This is a genomic window from Sphingopyxis flava (assembly GCF_900168005.1).
Taxonomy (GTDB): domain Bacteria; phylum Pseudomonadota; class Alphaproteobacteria; order Sphingomonadales; family Sphingomonadaceae; genus Sphingopyxis; species Sphingopyxis flava.
Genome location: NZ_FUYP01000001.1, coordinates 173,659 through 191,764 on the forward strand (window position 1 = coordinate 173,659; position 18,106 = coordinate 191,764).

16 protein-coding genes and 1 other RNA gene are annotated in these 18,106 nt (G+C 64.3%); 3 read left to right on the forward strand and 14 right to left on the reverse strand.

Annotated elements, in window-relative coordinates:
- Positions 1-4: 4 nt before the first annotated feature.
- The 11 genes from alaS to dapA form a co-directional block, all read right to left on the reverse strand.
- Positions 5-2,653 carry an alanine--tRNA ligase gene (alaS, locus tag B5X69_RS00880; RefSeq protein WP_079636793.1) on the reverse strand — a complete coding sequence of 883 codons (2,649 nt, stop codon included), beginning with the start codon at positions 2,651-2,653 and terminating at the stop codon, positions 5-7.
- Between the two features lie 53 nt (positions 2,654-2,706).
- Complete coding sequence (locus B5X69_RS00885; protein ID WP_139375606.1) at positions 2,707-3,444, reverse strand: hypothetical protein; 738 nt, start codon at positions 3,442-3,444, stop codon at positions 2,707-2,709.
- An 87-nt stretch (positions 3,445-3,531) separates the two neighbouring features.
- Entirely contained in the window at positions 3,532-4,131 is a 600-nt protein-coding gene (locus B5X69_RS00890; RefSeq protein ID WP_079636796.1) for a hypothetical protein, read from the reverse strand.
- Positions 4,121-4,747, reverse strand: coding sequence for a glutathione S-transferase family protein (locus B5X69_RS00895; RefSeq protein WP_079636798.1), 627 nt, complete (start codon positions 4,745-4,747; stop codon positions 4,121-4,123). The genes B5X69_RS00890 and B5X69_RS00895 overlap by 11 nt, the downstream gene beginning before the upstream one ends.
- A gap of 430 nt (positions 4,748-5,177) precedes the next feature.
- On the reverse strand, positions 5,178-6,257 hold the full coding sequence (recA, locus tag B5X69_RS00900) for a recombinase RecA (RefSeq protein ID WP_079636800.1): 1,080 nt from the start codon (positions 6,255-6,257) through the stop codon (positions 5,178-5,180).
- Positions 6,258-6,362: 105 nt separating this feature from the next.
- The gene (locus B5X69_RS00905; protein WP_079636802.1) at positions 6,363-6,716 is read right to left on the reverse strand and encodes a response regulator; all 354 of its coding nucleotides are present in this window, start codon (positions 6,714-6,716) and stop codon (positions 6,363-6,365) included.
- Positions 6,706-9,051: a hybrid sensor histidine kinase/response regulator gene (locus B5X69_RS00910; RefSeq protein WP_425441483.1), complete on the reverse strand. Its 2,346-nt coding sequence runs from the start codon at positions 9,049-9,051 to the stop codon at positions 6,706-6,708. The genes B5X69_RS00905 and B5X69_RS00910 overlap by 11 nt, the downstream gene beginning before the upstream one ends.
- Positions 9,052-9,173: 122 nt before the next feature.
- Positions 9,174-11,237, reverse strand: coding sequence for a M13 family metallopeptidase (locus tag B5X69_RS00915; RefSeq protein ID WP_079636804.1), 2,064 nt, complete (start codon positions 11,235-11,237; stop codon positions 9,174-9,176).
- A gap of 94 nt (positions 11,238-11,331) precedes the next feature.
- Positions 11,332-11,961, reverse strand: a complete 630-nt coding sequence (locus tag B5X69_RS00920) for a DUF2062 domain-containing protein (protein ID WP_079636805.1) — start codon at positions 11,959-11,961, stop codon at positions 11,332-11,334.
- Entirely contained in the window at positions 11,958-12,443 is a 486-nt protein-coding gene (smpB, locus tag B5X69_RS00925) for an SsrA-binding protein SmpB (RefSeq protein ID WP_053553579.1), read from the reverse strand. Before smpB ends, B5X69_RS00920 begins: the two co-directional genes overlap by 4 nt.
- Positions 12,444-12,452: 9 nt before the next feature.
- The gene (gene dapA / locus B5X69_RS00930; protein WP_079636807.1) at positions 12,453-13,328 is read right to left on the reverse strand and encodes a 4-hydroxy-tetrahydrodipicolinate synthase; all 876 of its coding nucleotides are present in this window, start codon (positions 13,326-13,328) and stop codon (positions 12,453-12,455) included.
- Positions 13,329-13,387: 59 nt separating this feature from the next.
- Here dapA and B5X69_RS00935 point away from each other — a divergent pair, with 59 nt between their 5' ends.
- The 3 genes from B5X69_RS00935 to B5X69_RS00945 all read left to right on the forward strand — a co-directional run bounded on the left by B5X69_RS00935 (position 13,388) and on the right by B5X69_RS00945 (position 16,716).
- Positions 13,388-15,463: a transglycosylase SLT domain-containing protein gene (locus tag B5X69_RS00935; RefSeq protein WP_245798494.1), complete on the forward strand. Its 2,076-nt coding sequence runs from the start codon at positions 13,388-13,390 to the stop codon at positions 15,461-15,463.
- A gap of 5 nt (positions 15,464-15,468) precedes the next feature.
- A complete protein-coding gene (gene greB, locus B5X69_RS00940) occupies positions 15,469-15,951 on the forward strand; it encodes a transcription elongation factor GreB (protein WP_079636809.1) in 483 nt (160 codons plus the stop codon).
- 81 nt (positions 15,952-16,032) lie between these two features.
- On the forward strand, positions 16,033-16,716 hold the full coding sequence (locus B5X69_RS00945) for a hypothetical protein (RefSeq protein WP_139375607.1): 684 nt from the start codon (positions 16,033-16,035) through the stop codon (positions 16,714-16,716).
- Here the strand turns inward: B5X69_RS00945 and B5X69_RS21260 are convergent.
- The 3 genes from B5X69_RS21260 to B5X69_RS00955 form a co-directional block, all read right to left on the reverse strand.
- The gene (locus tag B5X69_RS21260; RefSeq protein WP_176141470.1) at positions 16,691-16,846 is read right to left on the reverse strand and encodes a hypothetical protein; all 156 of its coding nucleotides are present in this window, start codon (positions 16,844-16,846) and stop codon (positions 16,691-16,693) included. The genes B5X69_RS00945 and B5X69_RS21260 overlap by 26 nt on opposite strands.
- Before the next feature lie 73 nt (positions 16,847-16,919).
- Positions 16,920-17,314, reverse strand: an RNA gene (rnpB, locus tag B5X69_RS00950) — RNase P RNA component class A.
- 50 nt (positions 17,315-17,364) lie between these two features.
- Positions 17,365-18,054 carry an N-acetylmuramoyl-L-alanine amidase gene (locus B5X69_RS00955; protein WP_079636813.1) on the reverse strand — a complete coding sequence of 230 codons (690 nt, stop codon included), beginning with the start codon at positions 18,052-18,054 and terminating at the stop codon, positions 17,365-17,367.
- Between the last annotated feature and the right edge of the window lie 52 nt (positions 18,055-18,106).

The following is an 18,106-nucleotide window of genomic DNA, read 5'->3' on the forward strand; positions in this document are numbered from 1 at the left end:
AGGGTCAGGCAGCGAGCGCTGCCTTGACCGCTGCCACCGCGGCATCGGCCGCGCTGCCATCGGGTCCGCCGCCCTGCGCCATGTCGGGCCGTCCGCCGCCGCCCTGCCCGCCGAGCGCCGCCACCGCGGCGCGCACGAGCTCGACGGCGTTATGACGTTCGGTCGCATCGTCGGTTACCCCGACCGCGACCGAGGCACGCCCCTCATTGACCGCCACGAGCATCGCAACCCCGCTGCCGACCTGCTTCTTCAGCCCGTCAACCGTGCCGCGCAGTTCCTTGGGGTCGAGGCCGTCTACAACCTGGGCCAGAAAGGCGGTGTCGCCGACCTTTTCAATCGCGGGGCCGCTCGCAGCGCCGGTGCCGCCTCCCATTGCGAGCGCTTTCTTTGCCTCGGCGAGTTCGCGCTCGGCCTTCTTGAGTTGTTCTGCAAGAGCCGTCACGCGCGCCGGTACGTCATCGGGCGAGGTCTTGAGCGCGGCCGCGGCGGCCTTCAGCGCCTCGTCGCGGCTGGTAAGCCACGCGCGCGCGGCTTCGCCGGTCAGCGCTTCAATACGCCGCACCCCCGACGAGACCGCGGATTCACTGACGATCTTGAACAAGGCGATATCACCGAGGGCGCGAACATGGGTGCCGCCGCAAAGCTCGACCGAATAGCTTTGGTCATCGGCCTTGCCCATGCTCAGCACCCGCACTTCGTCACCATATTTTTCGCCGAAGAGCGCCATCGCGCCCGCCGCAATCGCATCGTCGGGGGTCATGAGCCGCGTCGTCACCGGCTCATTGGCGCGGATCTGCGCGTTCACATCGGCCTCGATCTGCGCGATCTCCTCAGCACTCAGCGCCTTGGGATGCGAAAAGTCGAAGCGGAAGCGATCCTCCGCGACCAGGCTACCCTTCTGGGTTACATGCCCGCCAAGGCGGTTGCGGAGCGCTGCGTGCAGCAGGTGCGTCGCGCTGTGGTTGGCGCGAATGCGGTCGCGGCGCTCGGCATCGACCGTGAGCTGTACCGTATCGCCGACCTTCAGTGTCCCCGCCTCGAGCTTCGCCTGATGCGTGTGCAGGCGGCCGAGCGGTTTGCCGGTGTCGCGAACAAACGCCCTTGCGCCTTCGAGCGTCGCGATCGTCCCGGCATCGCCCATCTGGCCTCCGCTTTCACCGTAAAAGGGCGTCTGGTTGGTCAGCACGACAACCTCATCGCCCGCCACCGCCTCGCCGACGGGCTTGCCATCCTTGACGAGTGCGATCACCGTGCCCTCGCCCGCGTTTGCGCCATAGCCTGTGAACTCGGTGCTGCCATTGGCTTCGGCAAGATCGAACCAGATTTCGTCCGACGCCTTTTCGCCGCTGCCCTTCCAGGCCGCGCGTGCCGCCGCCTTCTGCTGTGCCATGGCGGCGTCAAAGCCTTCCCGATCGACCGCAATGCCCTGCGTGCGCAGCGCATCCTCGGTAAGGTCATAGGGAAAGCCGTAGGTATCATAGAGTTTGAAGGCGACATCGCCGGGGAGCGTCGCGCCCTCGCCCATTCCCACCGTCGCTTCGTCAAGCAGGCGCAGTCCCTTGTCGAGCGTCTGGCGGAACTTCGTTTCCTCCCGCTCGAGGGTTTCTGCGATCAGCGGCTGCGCGCGGATCAGCTCGGGATAGGCGGCACCCATCTCGGCGGTCAGCGCGGGCAGGAGACGGTACATCAACGGGTCCTTGGCGCCGAGGAGGTGCGCGTGGCGCATCGCGCGGCGCATGATGCGGCGCAGCACATAGCCGCGCCCCTCGTTCGAGGGGAGGACGCCGTCGGAGATGAGGAAACTCGACGCCCGCAAGTGATCGGCAATGACGCGGTGGCTCGCCTTGTGCGCCTCATCGGCCGCGACGCCGGTCAGCTCGACCGAGGCGGCGGTCAGCGCCTTGAATGTGTCGGTGTCATAATTGTCGTGGACGCCCTGAAGCACCGCGGCGATCCGCTCGAGCCCCATGCCCGTGTCGATGCTCGGCCGGGGCAGATCGACACGCTCGCCTCCCGGCAATTGCTCATATTGCATGAACACGAGGTTCCAGATCTCGACGAAGCGATCACCATCTTCTTCAGGCGATCCCGGCGGGCCGCCCCAGATATGGTCGCCGTGATCGTAGAAAATCTCGCTGCACGGCCCGCACGGGCCGGTGTCGCCCATCGACCAGAAATTGTCGCTCGTCGGGATGCGGATGATCCGGCTTTCAGGCAGGCCCGAAATCTTGCGCCAGAGGTCGAACGCCTCGTCATCGGTGTGATAGACGGTCGCGGTCAGCTTCTCCGCGGGCAGGCCCCACGTCTTGGTGATCAGCGTCCAGGCATGATGGATCGCCTGTTCCTTGAAATAGTCGCCGAAGGAGAAATTCCCCAGCATTTCGAAGAAGGTGTGATGCCGCGCGGTAAATCCCACATTATCGAGATCATTGTGCTTTCCGCCCGCGCGCACGCATTTCTGCGATGAGGTCGCGGTGCTGTAGGGCCGCTTCTCGAGCCCGGTGAAGACATTCTTGAACGGCACCATGCCCGCATTGACGAACATCAGCGTCGGGTCATTGTGCGGCACTAGCGGGGCCGACGGCTCGATATGATGGCCCGCGCCCCCGAAATAGTCGAGGAAAGAGCGGCGAATGTCGTTGGTCGATGTCATGCGCGCGATCTAGTGCGGGACGGCAGGTTTCTCAAGCACAACGCGCAAGACCCTCACCGCTGGCAAAGGCCATCGAGTTCGTCAGGCGTCAATCCTTGCTGCTCGACGAGCGCGGCCGAGATATACTGGACGTCATATTGCACGATCCGATATTCGCTTGCGTGCACGCGGTGCACCAAAATGCCGCCGCAGGTTCCTTCGATACCCGGATGATCATCCATCACCGAGAAAAATGCATAAGCTCCCGGATAGGTCGTATCCGGCGGATTGTTCAACCACAGCCGGAATTGCGGCTTCAGCGCTCCCCCGCTCCCTGTGCGATGCTGCATGGCGGCCTTGTGCAGACCGTCCCAGTCCGCCTGGGTCAGCTCGACAAGAGGGTCCATCATCGCGATGCCCGCCGCATCGCCCCGATCTAGAAGGTCAAGAAAGCGCGTGACAAATGCGCTCGCGCCCGCGGTATCCTCTGCGCTCGCTTTCCAGTCAGCAGGTACCGGCTTGTAAGGGTCGCTCGCGCGGTCGAAGCATATGAAATTCTGCTTCATATTCTCGATCAGCATCACATTGCGATCGGTGTCGACCCGGGTGTCGAACTGGTGGCGGCCGAAGCGGACCCCCTGCGCCCCGCAGCGTTCGGCCGCGGCGCGCTTGATCCGCTCCATCACGCCGCCGATCGTCGCGGAATCAAATGTTTCGATTTCGGCCGTATAGCCGCGCTCCGGCACCGCCTTGATCGCGATGCCCGGCTCGCCCGCAGCTGCCAGCAGCAATGCCAATGCAACGATTCCCATTATCCCCCCCATCACCGCGCCCGGCGCGCCGCCCGCAATAGTGCGGAGGGCAACCGCGCCGCGCAAGCAGGATTTATTGCAGCCTGCCTAAAAGGCCGTCGCGATCCCCTTGCCCAGATAGCAGGGGAGCTGGCGAAGAATGTCCGCCTTGGGAACACCGTCCTCGATCATGTCGGGCGGCACCTCCGAGACGTCGGTGCGAACAACGGTGAAGGGCGCGGCAGGCTCGGCCCGGTGCACAACGACATAGCCGCAATCCATCGTCCCGTCGGTGCGATCGCCGCGAAAATCGAACGCGGCATAGATGCCCCGCGGCTGGCCCGGTGGGTCGAGATACCAGCTCAGCCGAATGATGCGAAGCGTCCCGTCAGCCCACAGCGCGCTGCGCTTGCGCAGGTTCATCTCCCATTCGAGCCGCGGGCTCGCGGCCTGAAGGGACAGGCGGAGCATGGCGTAGGCTGCGTCATAATCGCGCCTCGCGAGCGCAATCACATAGGAGGCGAACCGGTCGATTGCACCCTCCTCGTCCGCGACTGCGGGCTGGAAGGTCGCGCCTTGCGGAGCAACGACGTCGCGCTCGACCTCGGGCCCCACCAAAGGCGGCGCAGCAAGCGCGGCCCCCGCAGGGGCGAGCAGCATGGCAGTCATGAGCGACCACCGAACGGCGAGCCGCGGCTCAATAGCCATAATAGGCCCCGCCCTTGTCGCGCGCGCGCCGCCATGCGGGACGATCATGACACATGTTCACGAACCCGGCGAGCTTCGGATAGCGCGGCGCGAGCCCCTGCATGACCGCGATCTCGGCCGGAAAGCTCAGCATGATGTCGGCTGCCGACAGCGCGTCGCCGACAAAATGGCCGCTCGGGCCGAGCCGGCTTTCCATATATTCGAAATGCGATTGAAGCTGCTGTGCGATCCGGGCCTCGAGCGGCGCTGCGGCCTCGCCGAGCCGCGCGGTGTAGATGCGCAGGAGAATCGGCGTCATCGCTGACCCTTCGGCGAAATGCATCCACTCAAGGTGGCGGACATGCTCTTCAGTGCCGCGCCCGGGGACAAGCGCGTCGCCCCCGTGACGCTCGCACAGATATTCGACAATCGCCCCCGATTCGATGATCACCCGCCCGTCATCCTCGATCACCGGCGACTTGCCGAGCGGATGCACCGCGAGCAGCTCTGCCGGCGCGAGATTGGTTTCAGGATCGCGGTCGTAGAAGCGTATCTCATAGGGCGCGCCGATCTCCTCGAGGAGCCACAAGATGCGCTGCGACCGACTGTTGTTGAGATGGTGAACGATCAGGCTCATCGCGCTTTCCTTCCAGCCGCCGGGTTGGACAAGATTGGAGCGCCCCCACAGGAAAGGGAAGAAGATTCGTGGAAGGGAAGCCCAAGCTTCTTTCGTCCGGCGCTTTCAGGTGCGCCCGCGCCCTTTTGTCATCGGCTTTGGAGGCGAGCAAAAGCCCATCGGGCCCGGGGCCTATGCGGATGCAGATTCTTGGAAGGTCGGAAAAAATGAGCGTTGCTCGGCTGATCTCGGCAAGACTCATACTGCGAACCGATGTTATCGCCGTTAACAACGCAAAGGCTTGACCGATCAACGGCGGGCGGGCCGACCTGCGAGAGGGGGAGGCAGGTTCAAGGATAGGGCCCGCCGCCGTCGGCCGGCCGGTCAAAAGAGGGACGGGGACCGGCCGGATGGCAAAGGTGACAGGGTCGCTCGCGCGACCCTGTTACCCTTAGATGTCGTCGCCGTCCCCGTCGCCGGGGCCTGCCATCATTTCCTCGGCGACCGCATCGGTACGGCCGCGGATCGCGGTTTCGAGCCGCGCCATCAGTTCGGGATTCTCGGTGAGGAAATTCTTCGCATTCTCCCGACCCTGCCCGATCCGGATCGAATCATAGCTGAACCATGCGCCCGATTTCTCGACCAGCCCGGCCTTGACGCCAAGGTCGAGGATCTCGCCGACCTTCGAAATGCCCTGCCCGTACATGATGTCGAATTCGACCTGCTTGAACGGCGGCGCGACCTTGTTCTTGACCACCTTCACGCGCGTCGTGTTGCCAACGATCTCGTCGCGGTCCTTGATCTGACCGGTGCGGCGAATATCGAGGCGAACCGAGGCATAGAATTTGAGCGCGTTGCCGCCCGTTGTCGTCTCGGGATTGCCATACATCACGCCGATCTTCATGCGCAGCTGGTTGATGAAAATCACCATGCAGCGCGAGCGGCTGATCGAACCGGTGAGCTTGCGCAGACTCTGCGACATGAGACGCGCCTGGAGACCGACATGGCTGTCGCCCATTTCGCCCTCGATCTCGGCGCGCGGCACCAGTGCGGCGACCGAATCAACGACGAGCACGTCGATCGCGTTCGAGCGCACCAGCGTGTCGACGATCTCGAGCGCCTGCTCGCCGGTGTCGGGCTGCGACACGATCAACTCATCGATGTCGACGCCCAGCTTTTTCGCATAGACAGGGTCGAGCGCATGCTCAGCGTCGACGAACGCCGCCGTGCCGCCCGTCTTCTGGGCTTCGGCGATGCAGTGCAGCGCGAGTGTGGTCTTGCCCGAGCTTTCGGGACCGTAAATTTCGATCACCCGGCCCCGCGGCAAGCCGCCGACCCCCAGCGCGATGTCGAGCCCGAGCGATCCGGTGGAGATCGCCTCGACCTGCATCGCTTCCTTTGAGCCCAGCTTCATCGCCGAGCCCTTGCCGAAAGCGCGGTCGATCTGCGCCAATGCGGCGTCGAGCGCCTTCTGCCTATCCGTTCCGTTCACTGATTTCCCCGATTCGACGAGTGATAATTGTCCGGCCATAACCGCACCTTTCCTGCTCTAAAGCGAAGGCAGTAGCATCGCAACGCCTGACCCATGTACGCCATTTGTTCTCAAAGAACAAGACAGGAACATCAAAGCGGCGGGTTATTCCTTGAAAAAGTCGTTCAGTACCGCCTCGATCTCACTGAGGCGAAACGGCTTCGAGACGAGCTTGCGGTGCGCATGCGCGGGCGGGATGATATCGCCGCCGCCCGAGGTGAAGGCGAAGGGAATCCCCCGTTGCGCGAGCGCATCCGCGACCGGCCAACCCTTGGTCTCGCCCAAGTTGATGTCGATAAGCGCCGCCGCGACCGGGCGCGCCTCGATGATGGCAAGCGCGTCTGGGACCGCGGCCGCCTGCGCGGGCTCGGGAAAGCCGAGCGCCTCGAACATGTCGACCAGCATCATGCCGATCAGCACGTCATCCTCGACCAGCAGGATCAGGCGGTTATCCGTCATGTGATGTCCGGTGCGCGGCATCCTCCAGCGCGGCGGAGGTCGCCTCGGCAAGCTGCGCGACCGAGAAAGGCTTGGGCAGGAAATTTACCCGATCGATGTCGATCGACTGGCGCAGCTGCTCTTCGGCATAGCCCGACATGAACAGCACGGGAAGATCAGGCCGCTTTGCGCGCATCGTGCGCACCATCGCGGGGCCGTCCATCACCGGCATCACCACGTCGCTGATCACGAGGTCGATCCTGTCCATTGTTCCAAATCTTTCCAGTCCCTCTTCGCCCTGCGCCGCGTTGACGACGGTATAACCCGCGCGGACCAGCGCGCGTTCCGCGACCGCGCGCACCATATCCTCGTCTTCAACGAGCAGGATGGTGCCGCTGCCCCACTGGCTCTTGCGGGGCTTGACCGCCGGCGCCGCGGGGACAGCCGCCCCGCTTTCGCTTCGATGCACCGGAAGATAGATGGTGAAGCTCGTCCCCTGTCCCGGCTTGCTGTCGGCGAAGATGAAGCCCGCCGATTGCTTGATGATGCCATAGACAGTGGAAAGGCCAAGCCCTGTGCCCTTCCCCACATCCTTGGTGGTGAAGAAGGGCTCGAAGATCTTGGGCAACACATCGGCCGGGATGCCCGCGCCGGTGTCGCTCACCTTGAGCGCGCTGTAATCGGCGGGGGGCATGATCTCGCTCCCCATTTGCCGGACCTCTGCTGCGGTGACCGGATAGGTCTCGATCGTCAGCGTACCGCCCCCTGGCATCGCGTCGCGCGCATTGACAGCAAGATTGATGATCACCTGCTCGAGCTGGCCAGGATCGGCACGCACCGCGCCGAGGCCGCGGCCGTGATGAACCGACAGCTGCACCGTCTCGCCGATCAGCCGCTTCAGCAGATGCGAGACTTCCGAGATCACATCGGGAAGCTGCAAGATCTGGGGACGCAGCGTCTGCTGACGCGAGAAAGCGAGCAATTGCCGGGTGAGGCTCGCCGCACGGTTCGCGTTGCTGCGGATCTGCTGGATATCATCATAATCGCTGTCGCCGGGCGTGTGCCGCATCAGCATCAGATCGCAGGCGCCAAGAACCGCGGTCAGGATGTTGTTGAAGTCATGCGCGACACCGCCCGCGAGTTGACCGACCGCCTGCATTTTCGATTGCTGCGCGACCTGCCGCTTGAGACGGGACTCCTCGCTCGAATCCTTAAGGCTCAGCATTACCGCTGCCTCGCCCAGCCCGCGCACCCCGACGACGCGCATCGATACCGGCTCATCGCCTTGTCCTGCGAGCCGGATCGACAGGTCGCCTCCGACCTGCTGCCCGCTGCTGTGCCGGCGGATCATGTCGGCAAGCGGTCCTTTGTCTTCCGCTACCACCAGATCGCCGGGATAACGGGGCATCCTGCCATCATCGATGCCCGCGGCGCGGACAAAAGCGCGGTTCATGTACAAGAAGCGCCCATCGCGATCGACCATGGCGAGCCCGAAGGGCAGCAGCGAGAGCAGCGTCTCGACATAGGTCTGCGCGGTGCCGCGGTCGGCCGGACCGATCTCTTCGTCGATCAGCGCGAGGAGCATCGGCCCACCCGCCTCGGCGGGCGCTAGCGGGATCTGGATCATCCGCACCGGCGTCGGGCGATCACCCTCCCGCGCATAATAGAGCGCGCCGGCGTCGTCGAGACGCAGCATTGCCGCAGCGTCGCGTCCGGCATAATGTGCGCGGTCCACCTCGCCGAGAGCGCGAAGGAGGAAAGCCTCGTTCGCCGCGCGCAGCCGCCCCTCGGCACTCACGAGCGCCGCCATCACCCCCGCCTGGCCAAGCGTGCGCCCTGCAGGACCGTCGAGGTGGCGGGCAATTTCAGACGCGAGGTCGAGCCGCTCGTGCGCCGAAAAGCGCCAGACAAGATAGTCCTCGGCCTGGCCGGTTCGCGTGACCTGGGCGCGCAGCTGCAACCCGCCAACGGCGATCTCGTCGGCGCGCCCCTCGCCGTCGCGCCAAGCCGCGCGCCCGGCATTTTTGAGCAGGTCTGCGCCGCGACCTTCGAGCGGCAGTCCGGGCGGCGTGACAAAGCCGCCCATCCAGGTCGCGAACAGATCGTTGGCGCAGACCATCCGGCCCGCACGGTCGGTCACGGCAATCGCGACATCGTCGTGCGCGACCGCCTGGCGCAGCATCGTCCAGTCGGGAGGCGGCGCCTCACCCGCCGCGGCCGCAGGAAATAGCCGCCGCGCGAGGATCACGCCGCCGACAGCAAGAGCGATCCCGGCGACGAACCCTGCCGCCAGCACGGTATCGCGCGTTGCCCAGAAGAGAAGCGCGACCGACAATAGCGCAAGGCCGGCGAGCAGCCCCGCGTCGGTCCGCGAAAAGCGCCCGGGCGCTGCCGCGGCGAGAGCCGCCCCCCTGCCGATATCGGTATCAGCGGAAGGCAGGCTCTTCGCGGTCAATTCTTGCTTCCCCTATTGGCGCATCACCAGATGCGGACACGATCTTCGGGCGCCAGATAGAGCTTCTGGCCTTCCTTCACCCCATAGGCCTTATACCAGGGATCAAGGTTGCGCGAGACCCAAGTCCGCTGGATCGAGGGCGAATGCGGATCGGTGGTGATGCGCTGCGACAGATTCTGTTCGCGATAATTGCGCCGCCACACCTGCGCCCAGCCGAGGAAGAAGCGCTGGTCGCCGGTCATCCCGTCGATCACCGGAGCTTCCTTGCCGCCCAGCGATTTCTTGTAAGCGTCATAGGCAATCGTCAGTCCTGCAAGATCGCCGATATTCTCGCCAAGCGTGAAGGTGCCGTCGAGATGTTCGCCCGGCAGAATCTCATAGGCGTCATATTGCGCGACCAACGCCTTGCCGGCTGCCTCGAAGGCCGCGACGTCTTCGGGCGTCCACCAATCGGCGAGCTTGCCGCTTTCGTCATATTTGGCGCCCTGATCGTCAAAATGGTGGCTGATCTCGTGACCGATCACCGCGCCGATACCGCCGTAATTGATCGCCGGATCGGCATGAGGATCGAAGAAGGGCGGCTGCAGGATCGCGGCTGGGAAGACGATCTCGTTCATGCTGAAATTGGCATAGGCATTGACCGTCATCGGCGTCATCGCCCATTCCCAGCGCCGGATCGGGCCACCGAGACGGCTGATATTGTCATCATGCGCGAACTGGTTGGCGCGCAGCGCATTGCCGAACAGGTCGTCGGCCCGGATCTCGAGCTTGCTATAGTCCTTCCACTTGTCGGGATAGCCGATCTTGGTGGTGAAATTCGCAAGCTTCGCGCGCGCGCGGACCTTGGTTTCAGGCTGCATCCAGGTCAGATTGTCGATGCGATCGCCAAGCGCAGCGATGACATTCTTGACCAGCTTGTCCATCTCCGCCTTGGTTTCGGGCGTAAAATATTTCGCGACATAATCCTGTCCGACCGCCTCGCCCATATTGTTCGTCGTGAAATCGACTGCGCGCTTCCAGCGCTCCTGCATTTCCGGCGTGCCCGACAGCGCGGTACCGTAAAAGGCGAAGGCCTCCTTCGCGACGGCGTCGGGCAATACGTCCGAGAAGCTGTCGAGACTGCGGACAAGCAGCAGATCGCGGATAACTCCGATCGGCGCATCGGCGATCAGCTTCGCCTCGCCCGTAAACGCGCTCGGCTGCGCGATGAGGAGCGAATCCTCCTCGACTCCGACGCCGCGAATGAAAGTTGCCCAGTCGAAGCCGGGGGCGGCCTTGGCGAGTTCGGCGATCGTCATCTTGTTGTAGATTTTGACCGCATCGCTGCTGTCATTCTTGTCCCAGTGGACAGCGGCGATCTGCTTTTCAAAGTCGTAGATCGCCTGCGCACGCGCGGCGGCGTTCGCTTCGCCTGCCAGCGTGAGAACATTCTGCAAATGCTGAAGATAGGCCGCCTGCAGCTTGGTGTTGCGCTCGCCATCCTTGAGATAGAAATCGCGGTCGGGCATGCCGATGCCGCCCTGGTAGAGCGAATAGATATAGACGTCGGGATTTCTGTCATCCTGGCCGACATAACCGCCGAAGAAGTGCTGGACGCCATTTCGATCCGCCTCGGCCAGCAGCTTCGCGAGCCCCGCCTTGTCGACGCTGCGCACCTTGGCGAGCCACGGCTCGATCGGTGCAAGACCCTTCGCCTCGACTGTCGCTGCGTCGAGATAGGAGGCGTAGGAACGCCCGATCATGCTGTCCGGATTGCTCTTCGCAGCCTCGAGAATCTCCTGCGTGCGCTTTTGCGAGAGATCGGCAAGTGCGGTGAACATGCCGTAATTCGACTTGTCGGCGGGAATTGCGGTGTTCTTTGCCCAGGCCCCGTTGGCATAGGCATAAAAATCGTCACCCGGAAGAACCGTCGTGTCCATGCCCGAGGCATCGAAACCATAGGAGCCGATTTCGGGCTTGGCGGACGCTTTCGCCTCGGCGCGGGCGGTGTTTTCCTTGGCCGCGAGCAGCGCCGCCGGCGCACCCAAGAGAAGGGCGCCGAGCGCCGCCGTCGCGAGCAAGCGCGAAGAAAATTGCGGACGAGTCATGATTTTCCCCAGATTCTTACTAAACAGGAACGCGCCGCGCGCATGCGCGGTGCAGGCTGATGATGCGATAGCTATAGCCGGGCCGAGGGGCGGTTCAACTGGCCCGCGTGTCGCTCGTCGACGCCTCAAGTCGTTTGTCGCGTGCCAGCGCCAGCTTGCGCCGCCAGCGCAAGCGGATCCAATTGTCCCAGACCAGCGTCGCAAGCACATAGCCGACAGCGGCCGACACGGCCGAAATGACGAAAAGGCCTGCAATCAGCGCGGGCGCGGCGTCCGACAAGAGCCAGCGCAGCCATTGCCCCGCCGTCGCCCCTTGCTCGATCATCACCGAAAAGGTCGCGACATTGGCGTGGAGCCCGAACATGCGATCGCCAAGCCACACCGATGCGGCGATGATGAAAGGTGTCGTCACCGGGTTCGACAAAAAGGTCATCGCGGCGCCGATCGGGATATTGGCCCGAAAGGGCAAGGCGAGCAGCGCGACGCCCAATATCTGCACACCGGGGATCAGGAAGAAGATGCCGACGAAGAGACCGAGTGCGGTTCCACGCGGCACCGAAGTGCGGGTAAACCGCCACAAATGGCTGTGCGCCACGCGATGCGCGAACGGCCTCACGAAGCGGCTCGCGAGCAATTCCTCGCGAGTCGGCGAATTGCGGCGGATCCAGTTCATCACCGCCGCCTTGTCGCGGACCTTGGGATCGCGAGGCGCGCCTCCGCTCATCCGCGCTCCTTCATCAATCTTTGCTTGTCGCGCTTCCAGTCGCGCTCTTTGATCGATTCGCGCTTGTCATGCGCTTTCTTGCCCTTGGCGAGCGCAAGTTCGACCTTCGCGCGGCCGCGGCTGTTGAAGTAGACCGACAAAGGCACGAGCGTCATGCCTTGCCGCATCACCCCTGCATGCAGCTTGTTGATCTCCCGCCCGTTGAGGAGGAGCTTGCGCGGCCGCCGCGGCTCATGGTTGAAGCGGTTGCCATGGCTGAACTCGGGGATGTTGGCGTTGATCAGCCACACCTCCCCGCCCGTCACCTCGGCATAGCTTTCCGCGATCGTACCTTCCCCAAAGCGCAGCGATTTGACCTCGGTGCCTTGCAGCGCGATTCCTGCCTCGAACACCTGCTCGATGGAATAGTCGAAGCGCGCGCGCCGGTTCTCGGCAACGACCTTCTTCTTGTCGAATTCGGCGGCGGACTGGGGACGGGCCATCGAAAAAGCCTAGAGAACTCCCGCGGCTTCGAGCGCGGCGTCGACGGCAGCGCGCGAGGCGGCCGATGCGGGAATGATGGGAAGGCGCACTTCAGGGTCGAACCAGCTGTGCACGCGCGACAGCGCATATTTGACGGGCGCCGGCGAAGCGTCGGAGAACATCGCCTTGTGCAGCTTGAACAGCCTGTCGTGAAGCGTGAGCGCGCGCGCCCAGTCGCCCGCGCCGCAGGCTGCGGCAAAGTCGGCGCAGAGCCGCGGCGCGACATTGGCGGTGACCGAGATGCAGCCCGCCCCGCCCATAACCGCGTGCGGCAGCCAGAGGTCGTCATTGCCGCTGAGCTGGCAGAAATCCTCTCTTGCCTCGGCGCGGTGGACGGTCACGCGGGCAAGATCCCCACTCGCATCCTTGACGGCGACAATGTTCGGGATTTCGCTAAGCTTGCCCATCGTCTCGGCGCTGATGTCGGTGACCGTGCGCCCGGGAACATTATAGACCACGATCGGAAGATCACTCGCTTCGGCGAGCGCCTCGAAATGCGCGAGCAGCCCCTCCTGGGTCGGCCGGTTGTAATAAGGCGCAACGACGAGCGCCGCGTCGGCGCCCGCGGCTGCAGCGTGGCGCATGTGGCGGATCGCGGTCGCGGTGTCGTTCGACCCGCAGCCGGCGATCACCGGGACGCGCCCCGCCGCCGCTTCGATACAGCAATCGATCACCCGGTAATGCTCGTCAAACCCCAGCGTCGGGCTCTCGCCCGTCGTGCCGCAAGGCACCAGTGCGCTCGTTCCCGCGTCGATCTGCCAGTCGATCAGCCGTTTGAACGCGGCCGCATCGAACGCCCCATCTCGAAATGGCGTTACCAAGGCGGGAATCGACCCCGAAAACATGCACCGCTCCTTTACAAAATCTGGCCGCGCCCGTTACAAAATGATCGGCGCGCCGCCTAATGAACGCCTATTCAGCGCGCTGCAAGGAGTTTGCCACTATCATGCCGGGCATGTCCTATCTGTCCTCCATTTCCCGCCTCGCCATCGCGGCCGCCCTGTTCATCCCCGCTGTCGCCTGCGCAGGCGAGCTGACGCCCGAGCAGATGAACTGGTATCGCGCGCAGATGGGCCTCGCGTCGGCGTCGACGAGCCCGCCAACCACAACCAATTCTGTCGGCGATGCGGTGCTCGAATGGCGCCGCCTTACCCAGGACAGCAATGCCTCCTTTGACCGACTGTCGCGCTTCCTGATGGCGAACCGCGGCTGGCCCGACGCCGACAAGATGCGCGTGCGCGCCGAAAAGGCGATCGCGATCGACAGCTTCGACCCGGCGCGCACCCTTGCTTATTTCCAGGCCTTTCCGCCCAAGACGCCGAGCGGCGAACTGCGCATGGCGCTCGCACTCAATGCTTCGGGGCGCCGTGACGAGGCCAATGCGGCAGTACGCCGCGCCTGGAGGGGCGGCTCGCTCACGCAGGACGAGGTCAACCGCGTGCTGACCTTTTTCCCGGGCGCGCTGACGACAGCCGATCATGATGCACGCATGGAGCGATTGCTCTGGTCGAACGACACCAGCGCTGCTGCACGCCAGCTTGTCTTTACCTCGCCGCACAGGCGGGCGGTCTATTCCGCGCGCCTCGCAATGCGCAGCGGCGCGGTCGACGCGGCATTGCAGGCCTCGGCGGTCGAGGCGGCGAACCCGTCGATTCTTCGCACCGACCCCGGCTACATCACGGCCAAGGCCACCTGGCTCCGTCGCTCGGGTCGCGACGGCGAAGCGCGGGCCCTGCTTGCCGGCCCGCGCGAGCTTGCGAGCGCGCCGCTCGATGCCGAAGAATGGCTCGAGACCCTATTGACCAACGCCCGACTCGCGAGCGCGGGGGGCGACAAGGCGACGGCCTACCGCATCGCGAAGCAGATCGACGACGCTTTGCCGGCCGGCACGGTGGTCCGCGAACAGCCGCTCGGCGTGCGCGACGACTATACGTCGCTTGCCTGGCTTGCAGGCGAGCTCGCATTCAAGCAGCTCAATCGCCCCGCCGAGGCGGTGCGCCTCTACCGCGCCTATGGCGACGCGGCCCGTTCCGCTCAGACGCGCACCAAGGGCTATTACTGGGCCGGGCGCGCCGCGCTTGCGGCGGGCGACGCTGAGACCGCCAATGCCTATCTTGCGGACGCGGCGGAGCATTATGATCAATTTTACGGCCAGCTGGCCCTCGAACGCCTCGGCCGCCCACAGCCTCGCCCGGCGTCCACCCCGAGCATCCAGGTCTCGCAGGCTGAGATGACCGCGTTCGAGAATGACCGGCTCGTTCGCGCGGCCCGCGCGCTCGGCGAGATCGGAGCCTGGCGCGAACAGTCGCTCTTCCTTCGCGCCCTTGCGCAAAAGGCGACCTCGCCCGCTGATCATGTCCTTGCAGGCCAGCTTGCGTCGCAGATCGGGCGACCCGACCTTGGCGTGATGATTGGCCGCAGCGCACAGGCAAACAGCCTCGACGCGGTCGAGGTTTCGGGCTTTCCGACCGTTCGCGTTCCCGCAGGGCACGAAAGCAACTGGACGTTCATCCATGCGATCACCCGGCAGGAAAGCCAGTTCGATCGGGCCGCGATCAGTCATGCCGGCGCGCGCGGCATGATGCAGCTGATGCCCGGCACGGCGCGCGAAGTCGCGGGCAAGCTCGGCCTTAGCTATGACGCAGGGTCGCTGACCACCGATACCAATTACAACATGACCTTGGGGTCGACCTATTTCCAGCAGATGCTCCGCTATTTCGGCGGTAGCTATCCGCTCGCGATCGCAGCCTATAATGCCGGACCGGGCAATGTGAACAAATGGCTGCGCGCCAACGGCGATCCGCGCAGCGGCGCGATCAGTATCGTCGACTGGATCGAGGCGATCCCGATTTTTGAGACGCGCAACTATGTGCAGCGCGTGCTTGAAAATGCCGTGGTCTATGACACGCTGCGCGAAGGCGGCGGCGCGCGGCGAGCAGCGCCGCTCAGCTTCTATCTCGGCAAGTCGACGCCGGGCTAACTCCGGTGGCGGGGGAAAGGACAAATATTATCTCGCCCGCGGGCTATGCCGCGCTGCGCGCCGAATATGACGCACTGCTCGGCGAGGAACGCCCGAAGCTGGTCGAAGTCATCAGCTGGGCGGCGGGCAACGGCGATCGCAGCGAGAATGGCGATTACATCTATGGGCGCAAGCGCCTGCGCGAGATCGACCGGCGGCTCGCCTTCCTTGCACGGCGGATGAAAGCGGCGCGAGTCGTCGACCCCGCGGCGCAGCCTGACAAAAGCCGCATCTGGTTTGGCGCGCACGTGGAACTTGCCGACGAGAACGACATGCGAAGGACCGTGGAGCTGGTCGGCGATGACGAAGCCGACGCGGGAGCCGGCAGGATCGGCTGGAACAGCCCCCTCGCCCGCGCCTTGCGGGGCGCAGCGGTCGGCGACCTGCGCACTGTGCTGCTACCTGCCGGCGCCAAGGAATGGGAAATCCTCTCGATCGCCTATCCTTGACCCCCTGTGATCATCGTCACAGCCGCAGCGGACGCGCTTTCGTATATGGCGATGCTTGCTTTGGGACGCGAGGAGGGGACAATGCGTTATCTGCTGGCATTTCCGGCCGCCGCCATGCTGGTGTGCAGCGCCGCGGCGGGGTCCGCCTCCCGCTCCGTCGATGCCGAGATAGCCGCGAAACTGAAACCGGGCGAACAGGTCGAAGCGCGCATCGACGCCGATTTCAACGGCGATGGCGAGAGCGATGCCGCCTGGATTGCAGCAGGGCCCGACCGACGAACCGTCCATGTCCACTTCGTACTTCGGAAAGGGGCGGACTTGCGTCATGTTCCCGCAGGGAGCTTTGCCCTGCCATCCGACCGGCTGGGCCCTGCCGATCTTTCGGTGAACAAGGACGTGCTCGTGATAAAGGATCTGACCGGCGGGACGACGGCGCTCGCCGCCACATATCGCTTTCGCGGCGAGGCGGCTGCCGCGCGCATGCGGCTGATTGGTCTCGATGCGCGGCTTTACAGCCGCACCTTCGCACATGAGGGTGCGAGGATGAGCTGGAATCTGCTCACCGGAGACCTCATCACCGCACGGCTCGAGCTGACCGGAAGCGGCGATGATGCAGCCTATCGGGAGGCTGGCACCAAACGCGTGCGGCGACCGATCGCCGTCATCGACATGGAATCGACGCCGGACGCTGAAGCCGAGCTCGCCGCGATGCTACCCTCCACCGGACAATTTCAGCAGGTCAGCTCCGCAGCAAAGCGGGAATGATCCAGATCGCCGAAAGGACGATCACCACCGCGGTCAGCGATATCGCAAGGACATAGCGGACATTGTGGCCTTTGACCCCGCTCGAGGCCTCTTCGTCGGTGACTTCGACATGGTCTTCGACGACTCGCATCTTGTGTCTCCCTTTCTAGAAACCGAAACGCGCCGCGCCGGCAAGCGGTTCCGCCGGCGGCGGCGGGGAGAGATGCGCCAGAGGGTCTGTAAGCCGGGTTCTGTCCACCCCTCCTTGAGGGGATGGGCGATCATTCCTCTAGGCGAACGGTTACCCGAACGCTCAAGCAGTCAACCCGGACGGCGGGGCCGGAACCAGCCCTGGGACTAAGCCCGTTGCCATCCCTATTCGACCTTGCTCCCGGTGGGGTTTGCCGTGCCGCGTCCGTTACCGTCCGCGCGGTGCGCTCTTACCGCACCCTTTCACCTTTCGCCGGGCCGAAGCCCTGGGCGGTCTCTTCTCTGTGGCACTTTCCCTGAACCCGCCCGAAAGCGGACCCGCCGGACGTTATCCGGCACCGTGGTTTCCGTGGAGCCCGGACTTTCCTCCCCTTCGCTTGCGCGAAGCGGCGATCGCCCGACCCTCTGGCGCAAGGCAATATAGCATGAGCGCAAAAATTTGCGAGGGTGTGCCGACCCTCAATCGCCTTCCGGCTGCGGAAGCAGCAGGGCGAGCAATATCGCGCGGCATTCGCCGTCGATAGTCCCGTCGATCAGTTCGGGACGGAAGCGCCGCTGAAAGGCGACCGTCGCGGCAAAGCCGTCGGTCACGTCATAGCCGAAGCGCTCGAGCGCGAGGAGAAAGCCGGCGTCGGTCCACAAGGGATCGGTAAGCTTTTTGGTCGGACGCGGGAGCGCCAGCCGGCGCCGCGCGAGTTCCTCCCAGGGGAATAGCTCGCCCGGATCCTGCTTGCGCGCCGGGGCGATGTCTGAATGCCCCACGACATTGCCGCGGGTAATCGCATGGCGATCCTTGATCAGATGGACCAGCCGGACGACCGAGGCGACCTGCTCTTGGGGAAAGGGCACATAGCCCCATTCGTGGCCCGGATTGACGATCTCGATGCCGACGCTTGCCGAATTGACATCGCTGATCCCGCGCCAGTGCGACTTGCCCGCGTGCCACGCGCGCTTTGCCTCAGGGACCATATGCGTGATCTGCCCGTCCTCGCTGACGACATAATGCGCCGACACCTTCGATTGAGGATCGGCAAGCCGATCAATGGCTTCGTCTCCGGTCTTCATACCGGTATAATGAAGGACGATCATCGAAATTGGCAGCGAGCGCTCGTCGAAATTCGGAGACCAGCGTTCGATAAAATCGTTCATGCCTGTCGCTGCCCGTTTGCTGCCACCCCGTTGCCGCTTGCGCCAGCGGGGG